General features: G+C 73.2%; 23 protein-coding genes. 13 read left to right on the top strand and 10 right to left on the bottom strand.

The window, feature by feature from the left end; all coding sequences use genetic code 11:
- Window positions 1–74: 74 nt before the first annotated feature.
- Genes cobC through cobA form a run of 3 tightly spaced genes read left to right on the top strand, consistent with a single transcriptional unit; the run spans window position 75 to window position 3,471 of the window.
- Window positions 75–1,157 carry an Rv2231c family pyridoxal phosphate-dependent protein CobC gene (cobC, locus tag ACN27C_RS15065; RefSeq protein WP_422751433.1) on the top strand — a complete coding sequence of 361 codons (1,083 nt, stop codon included), beginning with the start codon at window positions 75–77 and terminating at the stop codon, window positions 1,155–1,157.
- The gene (gene cobT, locus ACN27C_RS15070; protein WP_120574183.1) at window positions 1,157–2,227 is read left to right on the top strand and encodes a nicotinate-nucleotide--dimethylbenzimidazole phosphoribosyltransferase; all 1,071 of its coding nucleotides are present in this window, start codon (window positions 1,157–1,159) and stop codon (window positions 2,225–2,227) included. The genes cobC and cobT overlap by 1 nt, the downstream gene beginning before the upstream one ends.
- Window positions 2,224–3,471, top strand: a complete 1,248-nt coding sequence (gene cobA, locus ACN27C_RS15075; protein ID WP_422751434.1) for a uroporphyrinogen-III C-methyltransferase — start codon at window positions 2,224–2,226, stop codon at window positions 3,469–3,471. The genes cobT and cobA overlap by 4 nt, the downstream gene beginning before the upstream one ends.
- A 146-nt stretch (window positions 3,472–3,617) precedes the next feature.
- On the opposite strand, the gene otsB is transcribed toward cobA, so the two are convergent.
- From otsB to ACN27C_RS15095, 4 genes are all read right to left on the bottom strand, one after another.
- On the bottom strand, window positions 3,618–6,218 hold the full coding sequence (gene otsB, locus ACN27C_RS15080) for a trehalose-phosphatase (protein WP_120573565.1): 2,601 nt from the start codon (window positions 6,216–6,218) through the stop codon (window positions 3,618–3,620).
- Window positions 6,215–7,615, bottom strand: a complete 1,401-nt coding sequence (locus tag ACN27C_RS15085) for an alpha,alpha-trehalose-phosphate synthase (UDP-forming) (RefSeq protein WP_013288079.1) — start codon at window positions 7,613–7,615, stop codon at window positions 6,215–6,217. Before ACN27C_RS15085 ends, otsB begins: the two co-directional genes overlap by 4 nt.
- A 141-nt stretch (window positions 7,616–7,756) precedes the next feature.
- On the bottom strand, window positions 7,757–8,143 hold the full coding sequence (locus ACN27C_RS15090) for a hypothetical protein (protein WP_422751435.1): 387 nt from the start codon (window positions 8,141–8,143) through the stop codon (window positions 7,757–7,759).
- Window positions 8,136–8,417: a hypothetical protein gene (locus ACN27C_RS15095; RefSeq protein WP_121685652.1), complete on the bottom strand. Its 282-nt coding sequence runs from the start codon at window positions 8,415–8,417 to the stop codon at window positions 8,136–8,138. Before ACN27C_RS15095 ends, ACN27C_RS15090 begins: the two co-directional genes overlap by 8 nt.
- 214 nt (window positions 8,418–8,631) lie before the next feature.
- Between ACN27C_RS15095 and ettA the strand changes: the two genes are divergently transcribed.
- The 4 genes from ettA to ACN27C_RS15115 all read left to right on the top strand — a co-directional run bounded on the left by ettA (window position 8,632) and on the right by ACN27C_RS15115 (window position 12,119).
- On the top strand, window positions 8,632–10,308 hold the full coding sequence (gene ettA / locus ACN27C_RS15100; protein WP_120573568.1) for an energy-dependent translational throttle protein EttA: 1,677 nt from the start codon (window positions 8,632–8,634) through the stop codon (window positions 10,306–10,308).
- On the top strand, window positions 10,301–10,744 hold the full coding sequence (locus tag ACN27C_RS15105; RefSeq protein ID WP_120573569.1) for an acyl-CoA thioesterase: 444 nt from the start codon (window positions 10,301–10,303) through the stop codon (window positions 10,742–10,744). The genes ettA and ACN27C_RS15105 overlap by 8 nt, the downstream gene beginning before the upstream one ends.
- On the top strand, window positions 10,741–11,403 hold the full coding sequence (locus ACN27C_RS15110; protein WP_120573570.1) for a hypothetical protein: 663 nt from the start codon (window positions 10,741–10,743) through the stop codon (window positions 11,401–11,403). Before ACN27C_RS15105 ends, ACN27C_RS15110 begins: the two co-directional genes overlap by 4 nt.
- A 131-nt stretch (window positions 11,404–11,534) precedes the next feature.
- The gene (locus ACN27C_RS15115; RefSeq protein WP_120573571.1) at window positions 11,535–12,119 is read left to right on the top strand and encodes a YbjN domain-containing protein; all 585 of its coding nucleotides are present in this window, start codon (window positions 11,535–11,537) and stop codon (window positions 12,117–12,119) included.
- 16 nt (window positions 12,120–12,135) lie between these two features.
- Here ACN27C_RS15115 and ACN27C_RS15120 read toward each other — a convergent pair whose 3' ends face one another.
- From ACN27C_RS15120 to ACN27C_RS15130, 3 genes are all read right to left on the bottom strand, one after another.
- Window positions 12,136–12,522: a globin gene (locus ACN27C_RS15120; RefSeq protein ID WP_120573572.1), complete on the bottom strand. Its 387-nt coding sequence runs from the start codon at window positions 12,520–12,522 to the stop codon at window positions 12,136–12,138.
- 78 nt (window positions 12,523–12,600) lie between these two features.
- Window positions 12,601–13,974, bottom strand: a complete 1,374-nt coding sequence (locus ACN27C_RS15125) for an MFS transporter (RefSeq protein ID WP_252450197.1) — start codon at window positions 13,972–13,974, stop codon at window positions 12,601–12,603.
- Window positions 13,975–14,208: 234 nt separating this feature from the next.
- Window positions 14,209–15,237 (bottom strand): mechanosensitive ion channel family protein, encoded by a 1,029-nt coding sequence (locus ACN27C_RS15130; RefSeq protein WP_393158245.1) that lies wholly within the window; start codon window positions 15,235–15,237, stop codon window positions 14,209–14,211.
- Between the two features lie 255 nt (window positions 15,238–15,492).
- Between ACN27C_RS15130 and ACN27C_RS15135 the strand changes: the two genes are divergently transcribed.
- Window positions 15,493–16,032, top strand: coding sequence for an HNH endonuclease (locus ACN27C_RS15135; protein ID WP_013288071.1), 540 nt, complete (start codon window positions 15,493–15,495; stop codon window positions 16,030–16,032).
- Window positions 16,033–16,041: 9 nt separating this feature from the next.
- Here the strand turns inward: ACN27C_RS15135 and ACN27C_RS15140 are convergent, their stop codons facing one another.
- From ACN27C_RS15140 to ACN27C_RS15150, 3 genes are all read right to left on the bottom strand, one after another.
- A complete protein-coding gene (locus ACN27C_RS15140; RefSeq protein WP_120573574.1) occupies window positions 16,042–16,911 on the bottom strand; it encodes a class F sortase in 870 nt (289 codons plus the stop codon).
- Window positions 16,912–16,925: 14 nt separating this feature from the next.
- Complete coding sequence (locus ACN27C_RS15145) at window positions 16,926–17,435, bottom strand: hypothetical protein (protein WP_120573575.1); 510 nt, start codon at window positions 17,433–17,435, stop codon at window positions 16,926–16,928.
- A gap of 78 nt (window positions 17,436–17,513) precedes the next feature.
- A complete protein-coding gene (locus tag ACN27C_RS15150; RefSeq protein ID WP_091423095.1) occupies window positions 17,514–17,954 on the bottom strand; it encodes an Lrp/AsnC family transcriptional regulator in 441 nt (146 codons plus the stop codon).
- Between the two features lie 142 nt (window positions 17,955–18,096).
- Here ACN27C_RS15150 and ACN27C_RS15155 point away from each other — a divergent pair, with 142 nt between their 5' ends.
- Genes ACN27C_RS15155 through ACN27C_RS15175 form a run of 5 tightly spaced genes read left to right on the top strand, consistent with a single transcriptional unit; the run spans window position 18,097 to window position 24,029 of the window.
- On the top strand, window positions 18,097–18,981 hold the full coding sequence (locus tag ACN27C_RS15155; RefSeq protein ID WP_135241658.1) for a tryptophan 2,3-dioxygenase family protein: 885 nt from the start codon (window positions 18,097–18,099) through the stop codon (window positions 18,979–18,981).
- A gap of 14 nt (window positions 18,982–18,995) precedes the next feature.
- Window positions 18,996–20,336, top strand: coding sequence for a kynureninase (kynU, locus tag ACN27C_RS15160; protein WP_422751436.1), 1,341 nt, complete (start codon window positions 18,996–18,998; stop codon window positions 20,334–20,336).
- The gene (locus ACN27C_RS15165; protein ID WP_422751627.1) at window positions 20,330–21,661 is read left to right on the top strand and encodes an FAD-dependent oxidoreductase; all 1,332 of its coding nucleotides are present in this window, start codon (window positions 20,330–20,332) and stop codon (window positions 21,659–21,661) included. Before kynU ends, ACN27C_RS15165 begins: the two co-directional genes overlap by 7 nt.
- A gap of 20 nt (window positions 21,662–21,681) precedes the next feature.
- Window positions 21,682–23,163: a 2-hydroxymuconic semialdehyde dehydrogenase gene (locus tag ACN27C_RS15170; protein WP_422751628.1), complete on the top strand. Its 1,482-nt coding sequence runs from the start codon at window positions 21,682–21,684 to the stop codon at window positions 23,161–23,163.
- A gap of 56 nt (window positions 23,164–23,219) precedes the next feature.
- The gene (locus ACN27C_RS15175; RefSeq protein WP_121683144.1) at window positions 23,220–24,029 is read left to right on the top strand and encodes a 2-keto-4-pentenoate hydratase; all 810 of its coding nucleotides are present in this window, start codon (window positions 23,220–23,222) and stop codon (window positions 24,027–24,029) included.
- Window positions 24,030–24,074 lie beyond the last annotated feature (45 nt).

Below are 24,074 nucleotides of genomic sequence, written 5' to 3' on the forward strand. Positions count from 1 at the left end.
AACTGGCGGACCGTGACGCGACCCACGCCGGGATGCGCTGTCCCGGGCGGCGGCTACCCGGCAGGATCGCGGACATGCCCGCAGCACCGACCGGGAGCGCCGCCGCGCTCGACGAGCCCGACCTGGGCCACCACGGGGACGCCGAGGCCACGCCCGGCCTGGTGGACCTGGCGGTGAACGTGCGCCGCGGCCCGATGCCGGACTGGCTGGCCGACCCGGTCGTCGCCGCGCTGGGCGACCTGGCCGCGTACCCGGACCCGGCGTCGGCCCGCGCCGCCGTCGCTCACCGGCACGGGCGACCCCCGGAGGAGGTACTCCTCACCGCCGGCGCCGCCGAGGGTTTCGTCCTGATCGCCCGCGCGCTGTCCGGCGTCCGCCACCCCGTGGTGGTGCACCCGCAGTTCACCGAGCCGGAGGCCGCGCTGCGCGCCGCCGGGCACCGGGTCGACCGGGTGCTGCTCGACCCCGCCGACGGCTTCCGCCTGGACCCCGCCCGCGTCCCGGACGACGCCGACCTGGTCATGATCGGCAACCCCACGAACCCGACCTCGGTGCTGCACCCGGCGGACACGATCGCCGCGCTGGCCCGTCCCGGCCGGGTGCTCGTGGTCGACGAGGCGTTCGCCGACACCACCGCCGCGCCCGGCGTCGACGGCGAGCCCGAGTCGCTCGCCGCCCGCCGCGACCTGCCCGGCCTCGTGGTGGTGCGCAGCCTCACCAAGACCTGGGGCCTGGCCGGGCTGCGGATCGGCTACCTGCTCGGCGACGCCGCGCTGCTGGCCCGGTTCGCCGCCGCGCAGCCGCTCTGGGCGGTCTCCACCCCGGCGCTCGCCGCCGCCACCGCCTGCGCCGCGCCGGCCGCCGTCGCGGCCGAACGCGTCATCGCCGCCGAACTCGCCGCCGACCGCGACCACCTGGTGGCCCGCCTGTCCGGCCTGCCGAGGGTACGCGTGGCGGGGCGCCCGGCCGCCGCCTTCGTCCTGATCCACGTGGCCGGCGCCGCCGAGGTACGCGAGCGGCTGCGCGCGCACGGCTGGGCGGTACGCCGGGGCGACACGTTCCCCGGGCTCGGCCCGGACTGGCTCCGGATCGCGGTACGCGACCGGGGCACCACCGACGCGTTCATCGAGACGCTGGCACGGATCCTGGAGGCATGATGCTGGAGTCCACAGTCGCGGCGATCCGGCCGCTCGACGAGGCCGCCATGGCGGCGGCCCGCGAGTTGCAGGGACGGCTGACCAAGCCCGCCGGCTCGCTCGGCGCCCTGGAGCCGCTCTCGGTACGCCTCGCCGGGCTGGCCGGCGCCTGCCCGCCGCCGCTGCCCGAGCCGGCCGCGGTGGCGATCTTCGCCGGTGACCACGGCGTGCACGCCCAGGGCGTGACCCCGTGGCCGCAGGAGGTCACCGCCCAGATGATCGCCAACTTCCTGGCCGGCGGCGCGGTGGTCAACGCGTTCGCCCGCCAGGCCGGCGCCTCGGTCACGGTGGTGGACGTCGGCGTCGCCACCCCGATCCCCGGCGCCGAGTCCGCCGACCCGGCCGGGCCGCGTCTGGTGGCCGCGAACGTCCGCCCCGGCACCCGCGACATGACAGTCACCGCCGCGCTGACCCGGGACGAGGCCCGCGCGGCCGTCGAGACCGGCATCCGGGTCGCCGGTGAGCTGATCGACGCCGGGGCGGGCATCCTGCTCACCGGCGACATGGGCATCGGCAACACCACCCCGTCCGCCACACTCATCGCCGCGTTCTCCGGCGTGGACGCGGAGTCGGCCACCGGCCGGGGCACCGGGGTCGACGACGAGACGTACGCCCGCAAGGTGGCGGTCGTGCGGGCCGCGCTGGCCCGGCACGAGCCCGACCCGGCCGACCCGCTGGGCGTGCTGGCCACAGTCGGCGGGCTGGAGCACGCCGCGCTGACCGGCCTGATCCTCGGCGCCGCCGCGCGACGGGTGCCGGTGCTGCTCGACGGCGTGATCGCGGTGAGCGCCGCGCTCGCCGCCGCCGCGTTCGCGCCCGACGCGGTGGGCGCCATGGTCGCCGGGCACCGCAGCGCCGAGCCGGGTGCCACGGCGGCGCTACGGCACCTCGGCCTGGAGCCGCTGATCGACCTGGGACTGCGGCTCGGTGAGGGCACCGGGGCGCTTCTCGCCCTGCCCGTGGTCACCGGCGCGGTCCGAGTGCTGCACGAGGTGGCCACGTTCGACTCCGCCGGGGTGGCGGAGAAGTGACCGGGCCGACGCCGCCGAGCCCGTACCCCCTGGGGTTGCGGCTGGGCGGGCGGCGCGTGGTCGTCGTCGGCGGGGGAGCGGTCGCGACCCGGCGGGTGCCCGCGCTGCTCGACGCCGGCGCGGACGTGCTGCTGGTGTCGCCCGAACTGACCCCGGCGCTGCGCGCGCACGTCGACGCCGGGCGGCTGCACTGGGAGCCGCGCCGGTTCGCCCCCGACGACCTGGACGGCGCCTGGCTGGTCCAGGTGGCGGTGGACGACCGGGCCGCCGCCGCTGCCGTCAGCGCGGCAGCGGCCGAGCGGCGGATCTTCTGCGTGCGCGCCGACGACCGCACGGCGGCCAGCGCGTGGACGCCGGCGGTGACCCGGCACGGCCCGGTCACCGTGGCGGTCCTCGGCGGCGGCGACCCGCGCCGGGCGATGGGCGTCCGCGATGCCGTGCGGGACCTGCTGGGCGCGCGGACCGGCCCCGGCTTCGCGCCGTCGCCCGAGGCGGAAGGCGCCGCCGGGGGACGGGTCGCGCTCGTCGGCGCCGGACCGGGCGACCCGGAGCTGATCACCGTGAAGGGGTGGCGGCTGCTCACCGAGGCCGAGGTGGTCGTCGCCGACCGGCTCGTGCCCGGCCTGCTCCTGGACGAGCTGCGCCCGGACGTCGAACTGGTCGACGCCTCCAAGATCCCGTACGGGCCGTCGCGCGCCCAGGAGGAGATCAACCGGATCCTGGTGGACCGGGCCCGGGCCGGCAAGGTGGTGGTACGGCTCAAGGGCGGCGACCCGTACGTCTTCGGCCGCGGTGGCGAGGAACTGCTGGCCTGCGCCGAGGCGGGCGTGCCGGTGACTGTGGTGCCCGGCGTGACCAGCGCGATCGCGGTGCCGGAGGTGGCCGGGGTGCCGGTGACCCACCGGGGCGTGGCGCACGAGTTCACAGTGGTGTCCGGGCACCTCGCACCCGACGCGCCCGCGTCGCTCGTACGCTGGGACGCCCTGGCCGGGCTGCGCGGCACGCTTGTGATCCTGATGGGCCTGAAGAACCTCGCCGCCATCGCCGCGACCCTGATCGCGAACGGCAAGCCGGCGGGCACTCCCGCCGCGGTGATCCAGGAGGGCACGACGGCGGCCCAGCGCACGCTGCGCTCCACGCTGGGCACTGTCGCGCAAGACGTCGAGACCGCCGCGCTACGCCCACCCGCGATCGTGGTCGTAGGCGACGTGGTCCACGCCCTGACGCCGCCCGCCGCCCCCTGATAACGCCGATCTTGCACTTGGTGCCCGCCAGGGGCCCGTTATGTCCCCTCTGTCGGGGCAGCAAGTGCAAGATCGCCGAGGGCGGGGTGGGACGGGACGGCGGCGGGGACCGTGGGGCCCCGCCGCCGTCCGGGCGCTCGGTCAGGTCACTGCTTGAGCATGTTGTCCAGCAGCAGGGCGCAGCGGATCAGGCCCAGGTGGCTGTACGCCTGCGGGTGGTTGCCCAGCCCGCGCTCGGCCAGCGGGTCGTACTGCTCCGGCAGCAACCCGGTCGGCCCGGCCGTGTCGAGCATCTGGGTGAACAGCTCCTCCGCGTCGCTGCGGCGGCCGGTGCGCAGGTACGCCTCGATCAGCCACGACGTGCAGATGTGGAAGCCGCCCTCCCGGCCGGGCAGGCCGTCGTCCCAGTGGTACCGGTAGACGACCGGCCCGCTGCGCAGCTCCGCCTCGATCTTGAGGACGGTGGAGAGGAAGCGCGGGTCGTCGCCGGCGAGCAGCCCGGAGATGCCGATCCACAGCGACGAGGCGTCCATCTCCTCGTAGCCGTAGGCGACGCTGTACGCCTCGGCCTCCGGGTGCCAGCCGTGCTCCAGCACGTTCGAGGCGATCCGGTCGCGCAGCTCGACCCACTCGGGCCGGTCCTCGCCGCCGTGCCGGCGTACCACGTGCAGCGCCCGGTCCACTGTCATCCAGAGCATGACCTTGGAGAAGACGTGGTGCCGCGGGGGGAGGCGGGCCTCCCAGATGCCGTGGTCGGGCTCGTGCCAGCGGCGGCGTACCGCCTCGACCATGTTCTCCAGCACCCGCCACTCGTCGTCGCGGATCGAGCCCCGGGCGTCGGCCACCGCCGCGATCAGGTCCGCGACCGGGCCGAAGACGTCGAGCTGGAGCTGGTGGTTGGCGAGGTTGCCGACGCGTACCGGCCGGGAGCCGGCATAGCCGGGCAGCGTGTCGATGACCGCCTCGGCGCCCAGCTCGAAGCCGTCCACCGTGTAGAGCGGGTGCAGCCGCTCCGGGTGCCCGCCGGTGCGCTCGACCACGCCGTCGATCCAGCGCAGCAGCCCCTCGGCCTCCTCGGTCGAGCCGAGGTCGACCAGCGCGCGGGCGGTCATCGCGGCGTCCCGCAGCCAGCAGTAGCGGTAGTCCCAGTTGCGGACACCGCCCAGCTCCTCCGGCAGCGACGTGGTGGCCGCGGCGAGGATCGAGCCGGTCGGCTCGTGGCAGAGGCCGCGCAGCGTCAGCGCGCTGCGGGCGACCAGGTCCCGGGCGGTCGCGGGCAGCCGCAGCGAGGCCACCCAGTCCTTCCAGGGCTGTTCCGCGGCAGCCTGCCGCTCGTGCAGCGGCAGCCGGTGCGGTTCCAGGCTCTGCGTGCCGAAGCGCAGCTCCAGCACGACCTGGCCGCCGGCCGCGGACAGGTCGACAACCGCCTTCGCGGTCTCGTACCCGGCGTCGTTGGTGACCTCCCACTCGACGCCGGGGGAGTGCAGCGCGACCGGCTCGTTGGAGCCGAGCACCAGCAGGCCGTCGTCGAGCGGCTGGAGCTGCACCGCCACCTGGCCGAACTCGGGGCGCGGCGCGAACTCGACCCGGGCCCGGCCGGTGCCGCTGAGCACCCGGACCAGTGTCGAGTCGCCGCTGACCACGGCCGGGTCGTCCGGCGTGGTCTCGCGGACCGGCAGGTCGAGCCAGTCGGTCACGGTCAGGCCGGACCAGCGGGTCTCGACGGTCATCGTGTTGCTGCGGTAGCGCTGGCCCAGCGGGATGCCGCCCCGCTCCGGGCCGACCGTGAAGTGCCCGGCCGGGCTGCCGCCGACCAGGTCGGCGAAGATCGCCGCCGAGTCCGGCTTCGGGTGGCACAGCCAGGTGATCTTGGCCTCCGGCGTGACGAGCGCGACGGTACGGCCGTTCGCCAGCATCGAGTGCCGCTCGATCGGCACCGCCCGCTCGCCGAACAGCCAGTGCCGCCGCGTCTCCAGCAGCAGCCCCAGCGCGCGGGCCGCCTCGATCGGCTCGGCCACCCGGTAGTCGGCCCGGGTCTCCCCGGGACCGATCTTGATGCCGACGTCCGGCCCGGTCAGGTTGCCGAAGGCGTTCTCGTCGGTGACGTCGTCGCCGATGAACAGCACCGCGCTCGCGGCGAGCTGGGTGCGGAGCTGGTCGACGGCGGTGCCCTTGTTGGTCACGACCACCGACAGCTCGATGACCTCCTTGCCCTGGGTGACGGTCACGCCCTCCCAGGTCGCGGGGCCGTTGCGGACCGCCTCGACGGCCCGGGCGGCGACGTGCGGGTCGACGCCCCGGGTGTGCACGGCCACGCTGGCCGGCTTGCGTTCCAGGCGGATGCCCGGGTGCTCGGCGGCGATCTCGCGCAGCGCCTCACGGAGCCGGTGCCGGACCGCGATCAGCTCGGGGGTGAGCCGCTCGACGAAGCCGATGTCGAACTCCGAGCCGTGGCTGCCGACGAGGTGTACCTCGCTGGGCAGCCGGGAGAGTGTGGCCAGGTCGCGCAGCGCCCGGCCGGAGACGACGGCGACGCTCGTCTGCGGCAGTGCGGCGAGCGCGCGTACGGCCGCCACCGACTCGGGCAGCGGCACGGCCTTGCTGGGGTCCTCGACGATCGGCGCCAGTGTGCCGTCGTAGTCGCAGGCGACCAGGAGTTGCGGAACCCGGGCGATACGGCCGATGGCGGCACGCAGTTCGGGATCCAGCACGCCGCCGTGGGAGGCGGCGGGGGCGGGCGAGGTCACGCAGCCTCCGTATCGGGGACGCCGAGCTCGCTGAGGAACGACTTGGCCCAGTGGCCCACGTCGTGGCTGCGCAGATGGCGCTGCATGACGCGCATCCGGCGGCGGGCTTCGGGCTTTTCGACATGCACGGCCCGCAGCAACGCGTCCTTCACCGCGTCCGGGTCGTGCGGATTACACAGGAACGCCTGGCGCAGCTCTGTCGCGGCGCCGGCGAACTCACTGAGCACGAGCGCGCCGCCCTGGTCGGCGCGCGATGCGACGTACTCCTTGGCCACCAGATTCATTCCGTCTCGCAGCGGGGTCACCATCATCACGTCGGCCGCGACGTACATCGCGGCCAGTTCGGAGCGACTGTACGACTGATGCAGATAATGCACGGCAGGCACGCCGACCCGGCCGAATTCACCATTGATCCGGCCAACCTCGCGTTCCACCTTCACCCGAAGTGCCTGGTAGTGCTCCACACGCTCGCGGCTGGGCGTGGCGACCTGCACCATAACCGCGTCCGGAACTGTCAACTTTCCGTCAGCGAGGAGTTCTCGGAAGGCCTTCAGCCGGAGTTCGATGCCCTTGGTGTAGTCGAGCCGGTCGACGCCCAGGATGATCGTCTTCGGGTTGCCCAGTTCCTCCCGGATCTGCTTGGCCCGGGCCTGGATCGCCGGATCCTCGGCCAGCCGCTCCATCTCCTTGGTGTCGATCGAGATGGGGAACGCGCCCGCCTTCACCTGCCGGCCGTCGACCTGGATCATCTGGCCCTCGTAGCGCAGGCCGAGCAGGTGCCGGGCCAGGCGGACGAAGTTCTGCGCCGCCAGCCGCTGCTGGAAGCCGACCAGATCCGCGCCGAGCAGTCCACGCAGGATCTCGGTGCGGAACGGCATCTGCATGAACAGCTCGATCGGCGGGAACGGGATGTGCAGGAAGAAACCGATCCGCAGGTCCGGCCGCAGCTCCCGGAGCATCGCCGGCACGAGCTGAAGCTGGTAGTCCTGGACCCAGACCGTGGCGCCCTCGGCGGCCACGTCGGCGGCGGCCTCCGCGAACCGGGCGTTGACGAGCCGGTACGCCTCGCGCCAGCGCCGCTTGTAGGCGGGCGTCTCCACCGCGTCGTGGTAGAGCGGCCAGATCGTGGCGTTCGACTGGCCCTCGTAGTAGCGCTCAAGCTCCTCGGCGCTCAGCGGCACCGGGTGCAGGCGGATGCCCTCCAGGTCGAACGGCTCGGGCGCGGCGCCGGTGCCGCCGGCCCACCCCACCCAGGTGCCCTGGTGCTCGGCCAGCACCGGGTGCAGCGCGGTCACCAGCCCGCCGGGGCTGCGCCGCCACTGCCGCCCCTCGGGTGTGCTCACCTCGTCGACCGGCAGGCGGTTGGCCACTACGACAAAGGAGCTACGGACGGTCACGATCGGCCACCTCCGGGTACTGACGGGTCCACCGCGATGAGCGTACTGAGCGTAGCTGCGGCGTCTGATCCCCCGTGCCGGAGTTACCTACCCGTCCCAGAACCGCCGAACCCATCGCGTGATCTTGTCGACACCGGCGGTTCAGAGGTCGATGATCGGCCACTCCTTGGGCAGCACCTCACCGAGCAGTTCCCGCCGGTCGCTCATGATCGGTGTGCTGGCCCGTGCGGCCTCCAGCGCCACCTGGGCGAGGTCCATGCTCGGGAGCGTGCGCGACCAGCCGCCGAGGAACATGCACATGTCGTGCGCCACGGGGGTGACGAGCACGTGGTCGAGATCGCCGAGGATGTCCAGCAGGCGCCAGCCGTCCACGGCCACCTGCCGGTACGCCTCGGCGAGACAGAGCGCCGGCACGATCACCGTCTGCCCCCGGTCCGCGACCGCCGCGATCTGCTCCCCGACTGCCTCGGTGCCCTCCGAGTAGGCCAGCAGGCACGCGGTGTCGAGCACCAGCCCAGGGTCAGTCACGGGTCGGCCGTCCACGTGTCGACTCGCTCAGCAACGCGGCGGCCCGGGCGCGCAGTTCCGGGGTGATCTTCGCCTGGGCTTCGTCGAGCGCGTGGCCCGCGTCGGCGAGCCCGCCGTCGGACAGCCGGAAGCCGACCTGCCGGAGCGTACGCCTGGTGCGCTCGCCCGCCATCCGTTGCCGCACGCTCTCGGTGACGAACGCGGAGACGTTCGGCTCCTGGGCCAGTCGTTCGGCCACGTCGTCGGGCACGCTGATGGCGATCTTCTTGGTCATACTGCCGACGTTAACGAGTAGTACCCGTGTCGGCAACGAGGCTCGCCGCCGTACCCCTGGGGTGGGGTGATGTGGGCGTCGCGGTCCGTACCTGTCAGGATTGACGGCGGCGTGCGTGCGGCCGGCTCCCGGCCGGCGGCGGCCGGCGGAGATCGACGACGGCCCCCCGCACCCGACAAGCCCGCGATCGCAACCGACGGAGGTAGCCCGCACCGTGGCCCAGTTCATCTACGTCCTGGACAAGGCGCGCAAGGCGCACGGCGACAAGGTCGTGCTCGACAACGTGACGCTGAACTTCCTGCCGGGTGTCAAGATCGGGGTGGTCGGTCCGAACGGCGCCGGTAAGTCCAGCCTCCTCAAGATCATGGCAGGGCTGGACCGGCCCAGCAACGGCGAGGCCCGGCTCATGCCCGGCTACTCCGTCGGCATGCTCGCGCAGGAGCCGCCGCTCAACGACGCCAAGACGGTCCTCGGCAACGTCGAGGAGGCGGTCGCCGAGACCAAGGCCAAGCTGGAGCGGTTCAACAAGATCGCCGAGCAGATGGCCACCGACTACTCCGACGAGCTGATGGAGGAGATGGGCAAGCTCCAGGAGGATCTGGACGCCGCCGACGCGTGGGACATCGACTCCAAGCTCGAACTCGCGATGGACGCGCTGCGCTGCCCGCCGCCGGACGCCGACGTCACCACGCTCTCCGGTGGTGAGCGCCGCCGGGTGGCGCTGTGCAAGCTCCTGCTGGAGGCGCCGGACCTGCTGCTGCTCGACGAGCCCACCAACCACCTGGACGCGGAGAGCGTGCAGTGGCTGGAGCAGCACCTCGCCAAGTACGCCGGCACCGTCCTGGCGATCACCCACGACCGGTACTTCCTGGACAACGTGGCCAACTGGATTTTGGAGCTGGACCGCGGCCGGGCCTACCCGTACGAGGGCAACTACTCCACCTACCTGGAGAAGAAGGCCGCCCGGCTCTCCGTCGAGGGACGCCGTGACGCCAAGATGCGCAAGCGCCTCTCCGAGGAACTGGAGTGGGTCCGCTCGAACGCCAAGGCGCGGCAGACCAAGTCCAAGGCCCGCCTGGACCGCTACGACGAGATGGCCGCCGAGGCGGAGAAGACCCGGAAGCTGGACTTCGAGGAGATCCAGATCCCGCCGGGCCCGCGCCTGGGCAACACGGTCATCGAGGCGCAGAACCTCACCAAGGCGTTCGGTGACCGGGTGCTGATCGACGACCTGTCGTTCTCGCTGCCCCGCAACGGCATCGTCGGCATCATCGGCCCGAACGGCGTCGGCAAGACCACGCTGTTCAAGACCATCGTCGGGCTGGAGCAGCCGACCAGCGGTTCGGTCCGGGTCGGCGAGACCGTCTCGCTGTCGTACGTCGACCAGAACCGGCAGGGCCTGGACGGCGACAAGACCGTCTGGGAGGTCGTGTCCGACGGGCTCGACCACCTCATGGTGGGCAAGGTCGAGATGCCGTCCCGGGCGTACATCGCCGCGTTCGGCTTCAAGGGGCCGGACCAGCAGAAGCCGACCAAGGTGCTCTCCGGTGGCGAGCGCAACCGGCTCAACCTGGCGCTGACGCTGAAGATCGGCGGCAACGTGATCCTGCTCGACGAGCCGACGAACGACCTGGACGTGGAGACGCTGTCCAGCCTGGAGAACGCGCTGCTGGAGTTCCCCGGCTGCGCCGTGGTGATCTCCCACGACCGGATGTTCCTGGACCGGGTCGCCACGCACATCCTGGCCTGGGAGGGCGACGACCAGAACCCGGCCAAGTGGTTCTGGTTCGAGGGCAACTTCGAGGCGTACGAGAAGAACAAGGTCGACCGGCTCGGCGCCGAGGCGGCCCGCCCGCACCGGGTGACCTACCGCAAGCTCACCCGTGACTGACCGCTTCGTCTACCACTGCGCGCTGCGCTGGTCCGACCTGGACGCGTACGGCCACGTCAACAACGCCCGCTTCCTCACGCTCTACGAGGAGGCCCGGGTGGCGATGATGTTCGCCGGCGGCCGGGCGTGGGGAGTGGGCTCGTTCGCCGACGGTGTGGTCATCCGCCGGCACGAGGTCGACTACCTGCGCCCGGTCGACTACGCGCTCGGCCGGGCCAGCGCGGAGGCCGCGCCGACGGTACGGATCGAGCTGTGGGTGGACCAGATCAGGGCCGCCTCCTTCTCGGTCGCGTACGAGCTGTACGACGGCGACACGCTGGCCGGCACCGCCCGGTCGCTGCTGGTGCCGTTCGACCTGGCGGAGCAGCGCCCGCGCCGGATCTCGCCGGAGGAGCGGGCGTTCCTGCTCCGATACGCGCCGGGGCTGAGCGGATGACCGGGCACGGGTTGACCGGGGCGGCCGACGCCGGGGCGTTCCTGGCCCGGCTGGTCCGGTTCGACCCGGCCACACTGGTGCGGCTGCGGCCGGTGCCGGGTGCGGGCCGTACCGCCCTCTGGGCGCGGCTGCCGTGGGGCGTGCTCGTGGTCCGTACCGTGCCGGGCACCGCCCCCGGGGACGCCACTGTCGCCGCTGGGGAGCTGCTGGCCGAACTCTCCGCCGGCGGCGGGGCGCTTCCGGTACGCCGGGACGACGGCTGGCGGTGGCAGCTCCCACCGGCGGCGAGCCGGGCGGTGGAGGCGCTGCCCGGTGCCGAGCTGCGCCGGATCGCGGAGGCGGCGGCCGGGACGCTGCGCGAGGCGGCCACGCACGGCGTGGCGGGCCGCGCGGTCGGGCAGCGGGTGCTGCGGGACGCGCTGCTGGACCACGTCGCGGTGGTGGTGACCCCGGACGAGGCGCCGCGCACGCCCGTGGACGTGTCGCAGCGGCTGGTGCAGGCCCTGGTCCGGATGGGTTTCCTCGGTGCCGGCGCGGACGACGTTCAGGTGCGCACGGCGGGCCGATGGGTCGGACTCGTCGGACCGTTCGGGGCGGCCTGGTCGCGTACCGTCGCCGATCTTGCACTCAGGCCGACGCCAGGTCATCCGAACGGATGACCCCGGTTCGTCCTTCCGGTTTGGGGCGGTCGTTGGGGGGATGCCTCACGCCGTCTGTCCGGGTACCGTCCATCCTCGGATCCAACGCACCGTAGGCGTCCGGATCCGCTGGGGAGTGAGGTGCGCGAGCGATGCCGTGGTGGTCATGGCGCCCTGGTCCCGCCGCTGGCGGGGAGCCGGAGACTCGAAGCGGGACCACAGTGGATGACACCATCCGGGTCGGCCCACCGACCCCTCGCCAGCCGGGGGACGACGTGGCGCCACCCGAGCGGCCGGTCCTCGCGGACATGCCGGCCACCGTCGCGCCGGTCACGCTGAGCCGGGTCTGCGACGCGCTCGACCTGCTCGACGTCCGCTACCTGGCCGACGGCGACGGCAACCTGCTGGCCATGTGGGAGCGGCACGCCGTGCTGGTCGCGCTGGAGGGTCCGGAGGACGAGATCCTGGTGATGCGGGCCCGCCCGCACGCGACGGTTCCGCCGGACTGGGCCGACCGCGCCTACCGCGTGGTGAACGAGTGGAACCACACCCGGCGCTTCTGCAAGGCGTACATCGGTGACCCGACCGAGCGCGGTCAGCTCCCGATCTACGCCGAGTTGCAGGTCCCGCTCGGCGCCGGCGCCCACGACGCGCTGCTCGTCGAGATGCTCGACTGCGGCGCCGCGGTCGCCGTCACGTTCGTCGACTGGCTGCACGACGAGGGCGCCCTGCTCTGAGCCGGGCCGGCCGGGCTCAGCCGGCGGCCGGATCCTCCATCACGTTCACCATGAAGTAGGCGGCCCGCTCCAGGTAGTCCCAGAGCGCGGCGGCGAGCTGCGGCGGCAGGTCGAGCGCGTCCACCGCCCGGCGCATGTGCAGCAGCCAGGCGTCCCGCTCGGCCGCGCCGATCCGGTACGGGGCGTGCCGCATCCGCAGCCGCGGGTGGCCGCGCTGCTCCGAGTAGGTGTGCGGGCCACCCCAGTACTGGATGAGGAACAGGGTCAGCCGGTCCGCCGCCGGGCCCAGGTCCTCCTCCGGGTACATCGGCCGCAGCAGCGGGTCGTCGGCGACACCGGCGTAGAACTCGTCCACCAGCTTGCGGAAGGCCGGTTCACCGCCGATCGCCTCGAAGAGGGTCATCGACTCGCCTGGGGAAGTCACGCTTCCATCCTGCCAGGTGCGGCCCGGCGCCTGCGCCCGCCCGCGGGGCGGCGCGGATCACGTCACCGCGTGCCGGCGTCGGCCGTGCTCGTGGTTCCGGTCACCCGACGCGGGGCCGCGCGCGGGCGCGTGCGCGGTTCCGCCGCCGGCCGGCGACTCGGCGCGGGCCGTCGCGATGGCGTCGTGGATCACCTGCGGCCGGGGCCAGGCGAGTGCCGCCACAGACATGATCAGCACCCCGGCGGCGCTCCACACGCCGACCACCGACGGGACCGAGAAGCGCTCGGCGAGCGCGCCCGTGGCCAGCACAGCGGCGCCCTGGATGATCTGTGTGCCGCTGGCCATGACGCCGAACGCCCGGGCCCGGAAGCCGTCCGGGAGCGCCTGCACGAACAGGCCGTTGGCGACCGGGACGAGCCCGGCGACGGCGAAGCCGCACCCGGCGGCCAGCAGCGCCACCACGGCCGGCGGCGGATTGAACAGCGCGGGTACGAGCGTCGCCGGCGCGATGATCATCAACGGTCGCATCAGCGTCAGCCGCCGGTCCGGGCCGACGAGCCGGCTGATGGTCAGCCCGCCGAGGATGTATCCGACCGGGACGGCGGCCATGATCAGCCCTTGGGCGGTGCCGGCGTCCATCCCGCCGTCGGTCCGGTCGGCGGCCCAGCCCGCGGCCAGCCCCTCCGGGACGATCGAGAAGAGCATCGCGCTGAACACCAGTACCGCGATGGCGCGCAGCACCGGCCGCTCGAAGACGATCTGGAAACCCTGGACGGTCTCCCGCAGCAGGTGACTGCGGTGCACCTCGGTCATCGCCGGTGGCCGCTCGCGTACGCCGAAGCGGACGATCGCGGCCGACACGGCGAAGGTCACCGCGTTGACGAGCAGCGCGGTGTTCGGGTTGAGCGCCGCCACCGTGGCGCCGATCAGGTAGCCGACGACCTGGGCGGCCTGGCCGGCGCTGGTGAACGCGGACAGGCCCACGACCAGCCGGTCCCCGGTCAGGATGTGCGGCATCAGCGCGGACCGCGCCGCCTGGCTCGGCGGGTTCGCGAGCGTGGCCAGGAAGATCAGCGCGAAGACCGACCAGGTCGGCATCCAGGGCATCGCGACCAGCGCCATCAGCGCCATCCGGAGGACGTCGCAGACCACCATGACGCGCCGGTAGTGGTGCCGCTCGGCGAGCGCGGAGAGCAGCGGTCCGCCGACCAGCCACGGAAGGTAGCTGGCGGCGAACGCGGCGGCGGAGAGCGCGACCGAATCGGTCTCGCGCAGCACGAGCACTGTGACCGCGGCGCGGGCCAGGTAGTCACCCACCCAGGACAGGGTGTTGGCGGCGAAGATGGCGCGGAACTCCGACTGACCGAAGACGTCCCGGAAGGTGGCCGGGCCCTCCCGGGCGGGTCGCGCGTCGGACACCGTCGCCTCCATCGTTCCTGGTCGACCACTTGTGATGGCCCGACCGGGAACCGTCGTCAGATCAATCGATCAGCGAGGACACGAGCACGCCCCCCGGTGGAGCGTGTGCACCGGATTCTGCCCGATCGTCTGACAACTGGCTAGGGCGAACGGATTGATCGTCGCATCTCCGACTGAACGAACGGACGATACCCGAGGGGCCGCGCGGTGCGGAACCCCGGAAAATAGCCCGGCTCGTCCGGCGGCTCAGGTGGGTCCGCCGGTGCCCGTACCCTCGGCGGCGGGCGGCGCCGGCGGCTGGACCGGCAGGCCGGGGAACAGCCGGGCGGCCGCGATCTGCGCGACGATCCCCGAGTTCTCCAACGCCTCCGCGAGGCGCCGGCGCAGCTCGCGCCCGACCGCGAACTGCCCGTCCGCCGTGGTCTTGACGACGGTACGGATCACCGCGCCGTCGACTGTCATCTGCTCGACGCCCAGGACCTCCGGCTGCTCCACGATGCTCGGCGCCAGCTCCGGGTCCAGCGCCACCGACGCCGCCGCGGTACGCAGCACGGCGGTGGCCTCCTCGGTGCCGGCGAAACCGATCGGCAGGTCGACCACGACCAGCGCCCAGCCCTGGCTCTTGTTCCCGACCCGGACGATCTCGCCGTTGCGGATGTACCAGAGCACGCCGCGGCCGTCCCGGACCGTGGTGACCCGCAGCCCCACCGCCTCGACCACGCCGGTGGCCTCGCCCAGGTCGACGGTGTCGCCGACGCCGTACTGGTCCTCTATCAACATGAACAGGCCGGCGATCAGGTCCTTCACCAGGCTCTGCGCGCCGAAGCCGAGCGCCACGCCGGCGATGCCCGCGCTGGCCAGCAGCGGGGCCAGGTCGAAGCTGAACTCCTTGAGCACCATCAGCAGCGCGATGCCGAAGACGAACGCGGTGACCATGCTGCGCAGCACCGACCCGATCGCCTCGGCCCGCTGCCGCCGCCGCTCCGGCACGAACTGGTCCGGGTCGAGCGTGGCGCTGGGGATGCGTTCCCGCAGCGGGCGGAGCATGGTCGGCACCGCGCCCTGGGTGGTGGTCCGGACCAGCCGGTTGATGGTCCGGTGCAGCGCCCACCGGGCGGCCACCGCGATCAACAGGATCAACGCGACCCGTAGCGGCTTCAGCAGGATCCAGTAGCTGCTCTCGGCGAACCAGGCGGAGCCGGTGAGCCGGTACAGGAACTCGCAGGAACTGCTGCCCTGGCAGTCCGGGCGCCGGTCGGAGAAGGCCGACAGCAGGGCGGAGATCAGGTCGGAGACGTTCACCCTGCTTTCGTACCGCACCGGTGACGAGCGGCGGACACCGCCACCTCGGTGAAGTGTCGCTACCGGAGGGGGTAGCCCGGATTAGTACGTGCAATCCGGGGCGCGATCAGGGACTATTGGCGCAACGGACGTCGGTGATCCGGCCGGCGTCGGAGCCGTTCCGCGCTGTCCGCGGGGCGGTTCCGGCGCAGACGAGGCGGGAGCGACTGGACCGGGAGGGTGAGCGCGATGCCTGACATACGACCCACGGCGGGCTCCGGTGCACTCGTTCTCAACGCCACCTACGAGCCCCTGTGCGTCGTGTCGGTGCGTCGTGCCGCGATCCTCGTCCTGTCCGCCAAGGCGGTCTGCGTCGCCGACGGCGAGGGCATCCTGCACAGCGCGCGCAACGCGTTACCGGTGCCCTCGGTGGTACGCCTGACCCGCTACGTCCGGGTGCCGTACCGCACCCACGTCGGGCTGTCCCGGCGGGCCGTGTTCGCCCGCGACGGGTGGCGGTGCGCGTACTGCCGGGGGCCCGCCGAGACCATCGACCACGTCTTCCCACGCAGCCGGGGCGGTCGGCACGCCTGGGAGAACGTGGTCGCCGCGTGCGCGCGGTGCAACCACACCAAAGGCGACAAGACGCCCGCCGAGCTGGGCTGGCGGCTGCACCACCTGCCGGCCGCGCCCAAAGGAGCCGCCTGGCGGGTGCTCGGGCACCGCGCCCCCGACCCGCGCTGGGCGGACTGGCTCGACCTGCGCGAGCCCGAGCCCGAGGCGGCCTGACCGGCCCGCTCAGCGCGCCTTGACCAGCGAGGCGTAGACGACCAGGTTGTCCGCGTACCCGGTCTCGCCCCCAACCCAGCGCCCGCCGCAGGTGATCAGCCGCAGGTTGGGCCGGCTGAAGTCGCCGTAGACGTCCTCCACCGGCAGCTTCTCCTTGCCGTACCGCTCGATCGACGTCACCTCGAACACCGCCACCGAGCGGTCCTCCCGCGTCACCTCGATCCGGTCGCCGTCGTCCAGCTCCCGCAGCCCGTGGAAGACGGCCGGACCGGTGGTGGTGTCGACGTGCCCGACGAGCACGGCCGGTCCGTACTGGCCGGGGGTGGGGCCCTGGTCGTACCAGCCGACCTCGCCGGCCCGCTCCACGTCCGGCACGGCGATGCTGCCGTCCGGCGCGATGCCCACCCGGTGCACCGGCGCACGCAGGTCGAGCTTGCCGATGCTCAGGCCGGTCGGTGGACTGGCCGGCAGCACCGGGAACTTCTTCGGCGGCGGGCGCAGGCCGGCGACGATCCGGTCCGGCAGCACGCTGACGCCGGTCACCCGTTCCACGCCGAGCATGGCCACGATCAGCGCCATCACGCTCGCCACCACGAGCACCGGGACACCCGGGTTGCGGCTCGGGGCGTACCGGCGGGTGGTGGTCCTGGCGGCGCGGGCCGGGACCGGCCGGGACTGCGGGTCGGCGGTGGCGACGCTGGCCGAGAACGCGTGCCCGGCGACGTGGGCGAACCGGCGCGCGGCCCCGGCGGTCAGCCGCAGCGCGGCCCGGAGCCGGCCGGCGCGCTGCGGCGACCGGCGGCCGGGACGGGCGGCGGCGCGGCGTCTGCGGTCCGCCGCCGGGCCGGTACGGTCCCGGCGGCGCGATGAGCGGGCCATTGCGGCACCTCTCGTCAGACGCGGCCGCCGGACTTACGGCGGGCGCTCACACCGGCGACCACTGCCACCGCGACCAGGCCACCGACCAGCAGCAGCGAGCCGGTGCCCCGGCTACCCGCGGTGCCACCGCCGCCGGTCGCCGGTCCCTTGCTCGGCTGCGCCATGTTGAGCACGGTGAGCATGGTCGAGGCGGTGTTGCCGTTGGAGCAGTCCAGGTTCACCGGGTAGTCGCCCGGCGCCTTGTTGCCGGGCACGGTGACCGAGCCGCTGAGGAAGCCGTTGTCCGGCCGCAGCGTCACCCGCCCGAAGGCGTCGGAGGTGACCTGCGCCTGGCGGTTGTTGCTGTTGTCGCACCCGGCGCGCAGGTTCACCCGGGAACCGGCCTGGACGCTGTTCGGCGTCACCTCGATGAACACGCTCTCCCCGGCCCGGGCCGGTGGCGCGGTGGTCAGGACGAACGCCGCGACCAGGCCGAGCAGGCCCAACACGGACGACAACGCACGATGTGACAGGAGCCCTCGCATGGTTCCCCCCTCCCGGCGCGACGGTGCGCCGGACCACTGACGGGCAGCGGCGCCTGCTTTCCCGGAGGGCAGGGGAAGCTAACGAGGCGCCTTGACCACGGGGTGCCAGGCCAGCGGGGTGGAGAGCACCATCGTGCTGGACGGCTGCCCGTACGGCGCGAGACGGTCGATGACCTCCTCGAACTCGCCCATGTTGGTGGCGGCGACCTTGAGCATGCTGCACGCGTCCCCGGTGATCCGGTGGATCTCCATGATCTCCGGCCAGCCCGCGACGTCGGGGTCGTTGAGGATGCAGCGCGCGCCGTAGCAGGACATCCGGATCAGCGCGAGCACCGTGCGCCCGGCCCGGGTGAGGTCGACGTGGGCGTGGTAGCCGGTGATCACACCGGATTCCTCCAGCCGCCGTACCCGCTCGGCGACAGCGGGCGGCGACAGGTGGACCCGGCGGGACAACTCGCTGTACGAGAGCCGGGCGTCGGCCTGGAGCTCGCGCAGCAGCGCCCAGTCCATGTCGTCCACGCGCGGACCTTCCTTCCGTAAAGACGGCGACGCGAGATGGTTTCGGTTCGCGAAGTGAGACCACCATACCGCCGTTGAACAGGCATTCCATTCGGCCGCCCACCAGCGGGATCATGACGTCTACCCCGCGCACGGACGGAGAATGACTGTGGAACAGACGACGGCGGTGCGCCCGGTAACCCCCCAGGAACGGGCGGCTCGGGCGGCACGCAACGGCGGCGAGCCGACGCTGGAGTTCGCCGACCGCGTGCCGTACGACGCGTACGTGCGGGCCAGCACGCTGCACCGGCTCCAGGAGCCGCTCAGCGACGACCCGGGCGAGATGTCCTTCCTGATGGTCAGCCAGATCATGGAGCTGTACTTCGGCCTGACCTGCCACGAGCTGCGGCACGCCAAGCGTGAGCTGCGCGAGGACCGGATCTGGGAGGCGCTGCCCCCGCTGCGCCGGGCCGCCCTGCACCTGGAGGGCCTCAACGCCGCGTGGCACGGCCTGCGCTGGATGAGCCCGGCCGACTTCAACCGCTTCCGCGACCGGCTCGGCGAGGGCTCCGGCTTCCAGTCCGCCATGTACCGCCAGCTGGAGTTCCTGCTCGGCCTGCGCGACCGGGCGCTGATCCGCCCGTTCCGCCGGCAGACCGAGGTGTACGACGAGCTGACCGCCGCGCTCGCCACGCCGAGCCTCTGGGACGAGGTGGTGGCGCTGCTGGCCCGCAAGGGCTTCGACGTGCCGGACGAGCTGCTGTCCCGGGACGTGAACGCCGAGCACGAGGGACACCCGGCGATCGAGGCGGCGTGGGTCCGGATCTACGGCGACAACGGGCCGGACAACCACCTGCGCCTGCTCGGCGACGCGCTCACCGAGATCGCCGAGGAGTTCGGCGACTGGCGCTGGAACCACGTCAAGGCCGTCCAGCGCACGATGGGCGCCAAGGTCGGCAGCGGCGGTTCCGCCGGACTGGCATGGTTGCAGCGCAGCATGGCCCGGGTGGTCTTCCCGGAGCTGTGGTCGGCCCGCACCGCGATGTGACGAGAGAGAACAGCATGCACACCCCCGAGAACGAAGCCCTCCGCCGCGACGCCGCCGACCCCGGCCACCGGCACCTGTTCCACATCCCACCCGCCGACGGCGGCCGCCACCCCGACACGGCGTACCTGGCGGGCAACTCGCTCGGCCTCCAGCCCCGGGCCACCCGCGACGAACTCCTCGCCGACCTGGACGCCTGGAGCCGCCTGGGCGTCGAGGGGCACCTGGAGTCGGAGCGGCCCTGGCTGCCGTACCACGAGCTGCTGACCGCACCGGCCGCCCGCCTGGTCGGCGCGCTGCCCGCGGAGACCGTGGTGATGAACTCCCTCACGGTCAACCTGCACCTGCTGATGGTCAGCTTCTACCGGCCCGCCGGCGAGCGCACCCGCATCGTCATCGAGGACAGCGCGTTCCCCTCGGACAGCTACGCCGTGCGCAGCCAGGCCCGCTTCCACGGCCTGGACCCGGACACCACTGTGGTGCGCCTCAAGCCGCGCCCCGGCTCCGACACCCTCGGCACCGAGGACGTGCTGGACTTCCTGGCCCGCGAGGGCCACACGGTGGCGCTGCTGATGCTCGGCGGCGTGAACTACCTGACCGGCGAGCTGATGGACATCCCGGCCATCACCGCCGCCGGGCGGGCCGCGGGCGCCGTGGTCGGCTGGGACCTGGCGCACGCCGCCGGCAACGTGCCGCTGTCGTTGCACGACTGGGACGTCGACTTCGCCGCCTGGTGCTCGTACAAGTACCTCAACTCCGGCCCGGGGGCGCTGGGCGGCGTCTTCGTCCACGAGCGGCACCTCGGCGACCCGTCGATCCCGCGCTTCGAGGGCTGGTGGAGCACCGAGGCGGCGACCCGGTTCGAGATGACGCCGGTGTCCCGGCCGCCGGCCACCGTGGAGGCGTGGCAGATCTCCAACCCGCCGATCTTCGCGATGGGCCCGGTGCGTACCTCGCTGGAGCTGTTCGACTCGGTCGGCATGCCGGCGCTGCGCGAACGCAGCCTGCGGCTCACCGCCTGGCTGGAGCAGCTGCTCGACGAGGTGACGCCCGGCCGCCCGCTGACGGTGGTCACCCCGCGTGACCCGGCCCGCCGCGGTTGTCAGCTCTCCGTGCGCATCGGCGTGAGCGCGAGGAGTGAGCCGGGTCTGCGAGCCCCGCAGTCGCGAACGGAAGGCGGCTGGGTGGGCAGCGCGAACGAGCTGACCAAGCGGCTGCGGCACGAGCACGGCGTGGTCGCCGACGCCCGGGAGCCGGACATCGTCCGGTTCGCGCCGGTGCCGCTGTACTCCACGTACCACGACTGCTGGCGGGTCGCCGAGGCGCTGGCGGCGACGTTCGACAAGGAGGGATCGTGACGGAGCGCGACGAGATCGCTGTGGTCGGCGCCGGGCTGGCCGGCTGCCTGCTGGCCTGCTACCTGGCCCGCCGCGGCTACCCGGTGGCCCTCTACGAGCGGCGGCCCGACCCGCGTACCGGCACCGTCGAGCGGGGCCGGTCGATCAACCTGGCGCTGTCCGAGCGCGGCCTGGACGCGCTTCGCCGCATCGGCCTGGAGGAGGAGGTGATGGCGGACGCGCTGCCGATGCGCGGCCGCATGATCCACCCGGTCGAGGGCGAGCCGGAGTTCCAGTCGTACAGCGGCTCCGGGGACCGGGCGATCAACTCGATCAGCCGGGGCGCGCTGAACAACGCGCTGCTCGACGCCGCCGCCGCGCTGCCGAACGTGCGCGTCGCGTTCGACCACCGGCTGGTCGGGCTCGACCCGCTCGGCGGCGAGATGACGTTCGAGACGCCGCAGGGCAAGGTCACCGCCACCGCCTCGGTCGTCCTCGGCGCCGACGGCGCCGGCTCCGCGGTGCGCGGGCAACTGCTCGCGTACGGCGGCGTGACCGAGAGCCTGGACTTCCTCGACTACGGCTACAAGGAGCTGACCATCCCGCCGCTGGGCGGGGAGTTCGCGCTCGACCCGGGCGCGCTGCACATCTGGCCGCGCGGCACCTCGATGATGATCGCGCTGCCGAACCCGGACCGCTCCTTCACCTGCACGCTGTTCTGGCCCACCCACGGCACCCGCAGCTTCGCCTCGCTCAGCAGCCCGGCGGCGATCGAGCAGTTCTTCGCCACGCACTACCCGGACCTGGTCCCGCTGGCGCCGAACCTGGTCGACGACTACCAGCACAACCCGGTCGGTGTGCTCGGCACGGTGCGCTGTACCCCGTGGCAGGTGGCCGGCAAGGTCGGCCTGATCGGCGACGCCGCGCACGCCATCGTGCCGTTCTACGGCCAGGGCGCGAACTGCGCGTTCGAGGACGTGGTCGAGCTGGACCGCTGCCTCGACGAGTGCGACGACGAGTGGGCCGCCGCGCTGCCGCTGTTCCAGCACCGCCGCCAGGACAACGCCGAGGCGATCGCCCGGATGGCGCTGGCGAACTTCGTGGAGATGCGGGACAAGGTCGCCTCGCCGGTGTTCCGCACCCGCAAGCAGGTCGAGCACGCGCTGGAACGGGCGCTGCCCGGCCGCTACGTCTCCCAGTACGAGTTGGTCTCCTTCTCCACCACCCCGTACGCGCAGGTGCGCCGCCGGGTGCGCGCGCAGTACGCGGTGGTCGGCGCGGTCGCGGCCGGCGCGGTCGCGCTGCTGGCCGGTGGTGTCCGCGCGGCGCTGGGGCGGCGGCGATGACGCTCTGGGATCCCCGGCTGATGTCCGGGCACGCGCCGGACGGCCCCGGCCTGCTCCGCAACTTCGTCGGCGGCGAGTTCGTCGACGCCGGTTCCCGGTTCACCAAGCGCAGCCCGGTCACCGGCGAGCCGGTGTTCGAGGTGGTCGAGGCGTCGCAGTCGACTGTGGACGACGCGGTCGCGGCGGCCCGGGCGGCGCTGCGCGGCCCGTGGGGCCGGATGGGGGAGCGGGAACGCGCCGAGGTGCTGCGCCGGGTCGCCGACGAGCTGGAGCGGCGCTTCGACGACCTGGTCGCCGCCGAGGTCGCGGACACCGGCAAGGCCATCTCGCAGGCCCGGACGCTCGACATCCCGCGCGGCGCGGCCAACTTCCGGGCGTTCGCCGAGATCGTGGCCACCGCGCCCACCGAGTCGTTCACCACAGTCACCCCGGCCGGGGGCCGGGCGCTGAACTACGCGGTCCGCAAGCCGGTCGGCGTGGTCGCTGTCATCGTGCCGTGGAACCTGCCGCTGCTGCTGCTCACCTGGAAGGTCGCCCCGGCCCTGGCCTGCGGCAACGCCGTCGTGGTCAAGCCCAGCGAGGAGACTCCCGCCTCCGCCACGCTGCTGGCCGAGGTGATGGCCGCGGCGGGCGTGCCTGAGGGCGTGTTCAACCTGGTGCACGGCTTCGGCCCGGGCTCGGCTGGCGAGCACCTGACCCGGCACCCGGGCGTGGACGCGATCACGTTCACCGGCGAGTCGGCGACCGGCAGCGCGATCATGCGCGCCGCCGCAGACGGGGTGAAGGCGGTCAGCTTCGAGCTGGGCGGCAAGAACGCCGGCCTGGTGTTCGCCGACGCCGACCTGGACGCGGCGGTCGCCGGTTCGGTGCGGTCCAGCTTCACCAACGGCGGCCAGGTGTGCCTGTGCACCGAGCGCATCTACGTGCAGCGGCCGGTGTTCGAGGAGTTCACCGCACGGCTGGCCGAGCGGGCCGGCGAGCTGGCGTACGGCTGGCCGGACGACGAGGCGACGGCGAACATGCCGCTCATCTCGCACGGGCACCGGGACAAGGTGCTCGGCCACTACGCGCTGGCCCGCACCGAGGGCGCCGAGGTCCGCGCGGGAGGCGGCACGCCGCGCTTCGGCGACGGCCGTGACGGCGGGGCGTACGTGCAGCCGACTGTGCTCACCGGCCTGGGGGCGGACGCCCGCACCAACCAGGAGGAGATCTTCGGCCCGGTGGTGCACGTCGCGCCGTTCGACGACGAGGACGAGGCGTACGCGCTGGCGAACGGCACCGCCTACGGCCTGGCGGCGACGGTGTGGACGCGGGACGTGGGCCGGGCGCACCGGGCCGGCGCCCGGCTCGACGCGGGCATCGTCTGGGTGAACACCTGGTTCCTGCGCGACCTGCGCACCCCGTTCGGCGGGGTGAAGGCGTCGGGAGTGGGCCGCGAGGGCGGCGTGCACTCGCTCGACTTCTACTCCGAGCTGACCAACGTCTGCGTGGACCTCACATGAGTGCGCGTGGTGGGCAGAATGGCCGGAATCCCCAGCGACGTAAGCGAGGAGCCGCCATGACCGTGGACATCGAGGCCGCCAACCGGGAACTGGCAGTGGCCCGGCAGGACGGGAAGCCCTGCCCGCCGCTACGCGGCCGGCTGCTGCCCGAGGGCGACATCGAGGCCGCGTACCAGGTGCAGCAGGTCTACACCCGGCAACGGCTGGGCAAGGGGCACCGCCGCGTCGGCGCGAAGATCGGCCTGACGTCGCGGACCGTGCAGGAGAGCTTCGGCGTCTTCCAGCCCGACTTCGGGGTGCTCTTCGACGACATGGCCGTCGGCGACGGTGTCGAGGTGCCGATCGACCGGCTGCTCCAGCCGCGGGTGGAGGCGGAGATCGCCTTCGTGCTCGGCGCGGACCTGCCGGACGAGCGGGTCACCACTGTCGACCTGATCCGGGCGGTGGACCACGTGCTGCCGGCCATCGAGATCGTCGACTCGCGGATCGCGGACTGGGACATCTCCATCGTGGACACGGTGGCGGACAACGCCTCCAGCGGGTTGTTCGTGCTCGGCACCGCGCCCCGGCGGCTCGCCGACGTGGACCTGCGGCTGTGCGGCATGGTGCTGGAGCACGCCGGTGAGCCGGTCTCGGTCGGCGCGGGCGCGGCCTGCCTCGGCAATCCGCTGCACGCGTTGCAGTGGCTGGCCGGCACGATGGCCCGCGCCGGTGACCCGCTGCGGGCCGGCGACGTGGTGCTCTCCGGCGCGCTCGGCCCGATGGTGCCGGTCACGCCCGGCGCCGCGTACGAGGCGCGCATCTCCGGGCTCGGCTCGGTGCGTACCTGCTTCTCCTCGGAGGAGACCCGTGAGCGCGAGGAGTGAGCCGGTTTTGCGAGCCCCGCAGTCGCGAACGAAAGGCGGCACAGC

Origin of the sequence: Micromonospora sp. WMMD1219, assembly GCF_049315215.1 — a bacterium.
Taxonomy (GTDB): domain Bacteria; phylum Actinomycetota; class Actinomycetes; order Mycobacteriales; family Micromonosporaceae; genus Micromonospora; species Micromonospora tulbaghiae.

Excerpts from the sequence above, each read along its gene's own strand:
- ACN27C_RS15135 (WP_013288071.1), top strand. The coding sequence starts at position 15,493 with ATGCCTGACATACGACCCACGGCGGGCTCCGGTGCACTCGTTCTCAAC.
- cobT (WP_120574183.1), top strand. The coding sequence starts at position 1,157 with ATGCTGGAGTCCACAGTCGCGGCGATCCGGCCGCTCGACGAGGCCGCC.
- ACN27C_RS15125 (WP_252450197.1), bottom strand. The coding sequence starts at position 13,974 with ATGGAGGCGACGGTGTCCGACGCGCGACCCGCCCGGGAGGGCCCGGCC.
- ACN27C_RS15175 (WP_121683144.1), top strand. The coding sequence starts at position 23,220 with ATGACCGTGGACATCGAGGCCGCCAACCGGGAACTGGCAGTGGCCCGG.
- ACN27C_RS15110 (WP_120573570.1), top strand. The coding sequence starts at position 10,741 with ATGACCGGGCACGGGTTGACCGGGGCGGCCGACGCCGGGGCGTTCCTG.
- kynU (WP_422751436.1), top strand. The coding sequence starts at position 18,996 with ATGCACACCCCCGAGAACGAAGCCCTCCGCCGCGACGCCGCCGACCCC.
- ACN27C_RS15145 (WP_120573575.1), bottom strand. The coding sequence starts at position 17,435 with ATGCGAGGGCTCCTGTCACATCGTGCGTTGTCGTCCGTGTTGGGCCTG.
- ACN27C_RS15115 (WP_120573571.1), top strand. The coding sequence starts at position 11,535 with ATGCCGTGGTGGTCATGGCGCCCTGGTCCCGCCGCTGGCGGGGAGCCG.
- ACN27C_RS15095 (WP_121685652.1), bottom strand. The coding sequence starts at position 8,417 with ATGACCAAGAAGATCGCCATCAGCGTGCCCGACGACGTGGCCGAACGA.
- ACN27C_RS15170 (WP_422751628.1), top strand. The coding sequence starts at position 21,682 with ATGTCCGGGCACGCGCCGGACGGCCCCGGCCTGCTCCGCAACTTCGTC.
- ACN27C_RS15120 (WP_120573572.1), bottom strand. The coding sequence starts at position 12,522 with ATGACCCTCTTCGAGGCGATCGGCGGTGAACCGGCCTTCCGCAAGCTG.
- ACN27C_RS15140 (WP_120573574.1), bottom strand. The coding sequence starts at position 16,911 with ATGGCCCGCTCATCGCGCCGCCGGGACCGTACCGGCCCGGCGGCGGAC.
- cobC (WP_422751433.1), top strand. The coding sequence starts at position 75 with ATGCCCGCAGCACCGACCGGGAGCGCCGCCGCGCTCGACGAGCCCGAC.
- ACN27C_RS15155 (WP_135241658.1), top strand. The coding sequence starts at position 18,097 with ATGACTGTGGAACAGACGACGGCGGTGCGCCCGGTAACCCCCCAGGAA.